Origin of the sequence: Corallococcus sp. CA054B, assembly GCF_003611625.1 — a bacterium.
Taxonomy (GTDB): Bacteria; Myxococcota; Myxococcia; order Myxococcales; family Myxococcaceae; genus Corallococcus; species Corallococcus coralloides.
Genome location: NZ_RAVY01000366.1, coordinates 1 through 2,923, shown reverse-complemented (window position 1 = coordinate 2,923; position 2,923 = coordinate 1). Strand labels below are relative to the sequence as shown.

Below are 2,923 nucleotides of genomic sequence, written 5' to 3'. Positions count from 1 at the left end.
CGTCAGCGCCGCGCGCACGATGCGCCCCCCATCCATGGGGAACGCCGGCAACAGGTTGAAGCCCCCCAGCACCGCGTTGAGCATCGCCAGCGTGAAGAGCGCGAACTGCACCTGGAACATCCCCAGGCCGTGCACCACCCACGTCAGCGCGCCCAGGAACGCCGCCAGCCCCAGGCTCGTCAGCGGCCCCACCAGCGCCATCACCGCCTCGTCCCGGGGACGCTTGGGCACCTCCGCCAGCTCCGACACGCCGCCGACAATCATCAGCGTGATGCCGTGCACCTCGCCGCCATGCCGCAGCGCATAGAGGGTGTGCGCCATCTCGTGCAGCAGCACCGACAGGAACAGCCCCACCGCCACCGCCAGCCCCCACGCCCACGGGTGCCCGCCCAGCGCGCCCGGCGGCACGTCCGCCGTCTCCGCTGCCTGCTGGAGCGCTCCACCGAACGACAGCGCCAGGAGCGGCAGTGCCACCAGCAGGGACACATGGACCCGGATGGGCACCCCCCGGAATGAGCCCACCTGCAGTGCTCCCGGCCTCGCACGCATCGCCAGCCTCCCCTGCCCGCTCCCCGGCCCCGGAGCCCGGGAAGACGCGGTGTCGGAAATCCTGAACTTCCGTCCCGTCCCCATCCCGTGCACACCGGGCCCGGCCGTCCGCCCACCCCTCCAGGAGCAAGGGAAGCGCTGCCAGCAACCTCCAATCGTGTTAGAGCGGCCCCCCATGGCCACGACCCCCGAGAACGATCCCTTGCGCGCACGGCTCCAGCAGATGGAGCAGCAGGCCGAGCAGGGCGGCGGCGCCGACCGCATCGCCAAGCAGCACGAGGCCGGCAAGCTCACGGCCCGCGAGCGCATCGACCTGCTGCTCGACCCCGGCTCCTTCAGTGAGCTGGACAAGTTCGTCACCCACCGCAGCCACGACTTCGGCATGGGCGACAAGAAGATCCTCGGCGACGGCGTCGTCACCGGCTACGGCACCGTGGAAGGCCGCCAGGTGTTCGTCTTCGCCCAGGACTTCACCGTCTTCGGCGGCTCGCTGTCCGGCGCCTACGCCCAGAAGATCTGCAAGATCATGGACCTGGCCACCCGCGTGGGCGCGCCCGTCATCGGGCTCAACGACTCCGGCGGCGCGCGCATCCAGGAAGGCGTGGAGAGCCTGGCCGGCTACGCGGACATCTTCCTGCGCAACACGCTGGCGTCCGGCGTCGTCCCCCAGATTTCGCTCATCCTGGGGCCGTGCGCGGGCGGCGCGGTGTACTCGCCCGCCATCACGGACTTCATCATGATGGTGAAGGACACGTCGTACATGTTCATCACCGGCCCGGACGTCATCAAGACGGTGACGCACGAAGAGGTCTCCAAGGAGGCCCTGGGCGGCGCGCTCACGCACAACCAGAAGTCCGGTGTCGCCCACTTCGCCGCGGAGAACGAGCAGGCCGCCATCGCCATGACGCGCGAGCTGCTCTCGTTCCTGCCCTCCAACAACCAGGAGGACCCGCCCGCGCAGCCGTGTGAGGACGACCCGTTCCGCGCCGAGGAGTCGCTCAAGTCCATCGTCCCGGCGAACCCGAACAAGCCCTACGACATCAAGGAGATCATCCGCGCCATCGTCGACTCGAAGCACTTCTTCGAGGTGCAGGAGCACTTCGCGAAGAACATCGTCGTCGGCTTCGCGCGCATGAACGGCAAGAGCGTGGGCATCGTCGCCAACCAGCCCGCGGTGCTCGCCGGCTGCCTGGACATCGACGCCAGCGTGAAGGCCGCGCGCTTCGTGCGCTTCTGCGACTGCTTCAACATCCCCCTGCTCACCCTGGTGGACGTGCCCGGCTTCCTCCCCGGCACGGACCAGGAGTGGGGCGGCATCATCACCCACGGCGCCAAGCTGCTCTACGCGTACGCGGAAGCCACCGTCCCGAAGATCACGCTCATCACGCGCAAGGCCTACGGCGGCGCGTACGACGTCATGGCGTCCAAGCACATCCGCGCGGACATCAACTACGCCTACCCCACCGCGGAGATCGCCGTGATGGGCCCCGAAGGCGCGGTGAACATCATCTTCCGCAACGAAATCCTGAAGGCCCAGGACGCCAACGCCGAGCGCAAGAAGCTCACGGACGACTACCGCGAGAAGTTCGCCAACCCGTTCAAGGCGGCGGAGCTGGGCTACATCGACGAGGTCATCCGTCCGGAAGAGACCCGCGCCAAGGTCATCCGCGCGCTGGAGATGCTCAAGGACAAGCGGCAGGAGAACCCGCCGCGCAAGCACGGCAACATCCCGCTGTAGAAGTAGTCCCGGACCGCGCCCGCACGCCCCCCGTCGCCAGGGGGGCAGGCGGGCGTCGTCACTTCCGGAAATTCTCAGGTAACGCCGGGGCTTTCACGGGGCCACTCAAGGAGCCACCCCCGTGTCCCAGCAGCGCCGACTCGTTCTCTTCCTCTCCGACGTCGAAGGAAACCTCACCGCCCTGCGTCAGACGCTCAAGGGCGTGTGTGAGGGGCTCGACCTCCCCTGTCCCGAGGTGAAGTGGGTGGAGCCCCGTCCGGAGTCGCTGGCCGACAGCGGCTGGCACGTGGCGGAGATTCCCCTCGTCTCCGGCAAGACGTCCGGCAAGGTGTCCTCCCCCGAGGAGCACGTGGACGCCATGACGCAGGCGCTCTCCCGCGACTTCCGCGACCGCTCCATGGGCATGTACGTGGACCGGGAGCACAGCTACGCGCGCGTCTGCATGGCCGCTCCCAGCCGCCCGCCCCGCGCCATGGAGGGCGAGTACCTGGACGTCCTGCGCCAGGCCGCGCGCTGGCTGGACGTGGAGACGACAGCGCTGGCCCGCCTCTTCAGCGGGAATGCCGCGCGCAACCTGCTGGCGGCCGCGGTGGACTTCGGGCCGGATGGCAAGGCCGTGGAGGCCCCCTCGCACCC

At 69.1% G+C, this 2,923-nt stretch carries 3 protein-coding genes; 2 read left to right on the top strand and 1 reads right to left on the bottom strand.

Features of this window, described 5'->3' with window-relative positions; genetic code table 11:
• Nucleotides 1–504 (bottom strand): site-2 protease family protein (locus D7V80_RS40625; RefSeq protein WP_199738989.1); only part of this gene is annotated, 504 nt, incomplete at its 3' end.
• Nucleotides 505–724: 220 nt separating this feature from the next.
• On the opposite strand from D7V80_RS40625, the gene D7V80_RS40620 reads away from it, so the two are divergent.
• Both D7V80_RS40620 and D7V80_RS40615 read left to right on the top strand, forming a co-directional pair.
• Nucleotides 725–2,287, top strand: a complete 1,563-nt coding sequence (locus D7V80_RS40620; RefSeq protein ID WP_014393925.1) for an acyl-CoA carboxylase subunit beta — start codon at nucleotides 725–727, stop codon at nucleotides 2,285–2,287.
• A 121-nt stretch (nucleotides 2,288–2,408) separates the two neighbouring features.
• The coding region (locus D7V80_RS40615; protein WP_120593111.1) for a hypothetical protein at nucleotides 2,409–2,923 on the top strand (515 nt) is incomplete at its 3' end.

Coding starts and splice junctions, on each gene's coding strand:
- D7V80_RS40620 (WP_014393925.1), top strand. CDS start 725: ATGGCCACGACCCCCGAGAACGATCCCTTGCGCGCACGGCTCCAGCAG.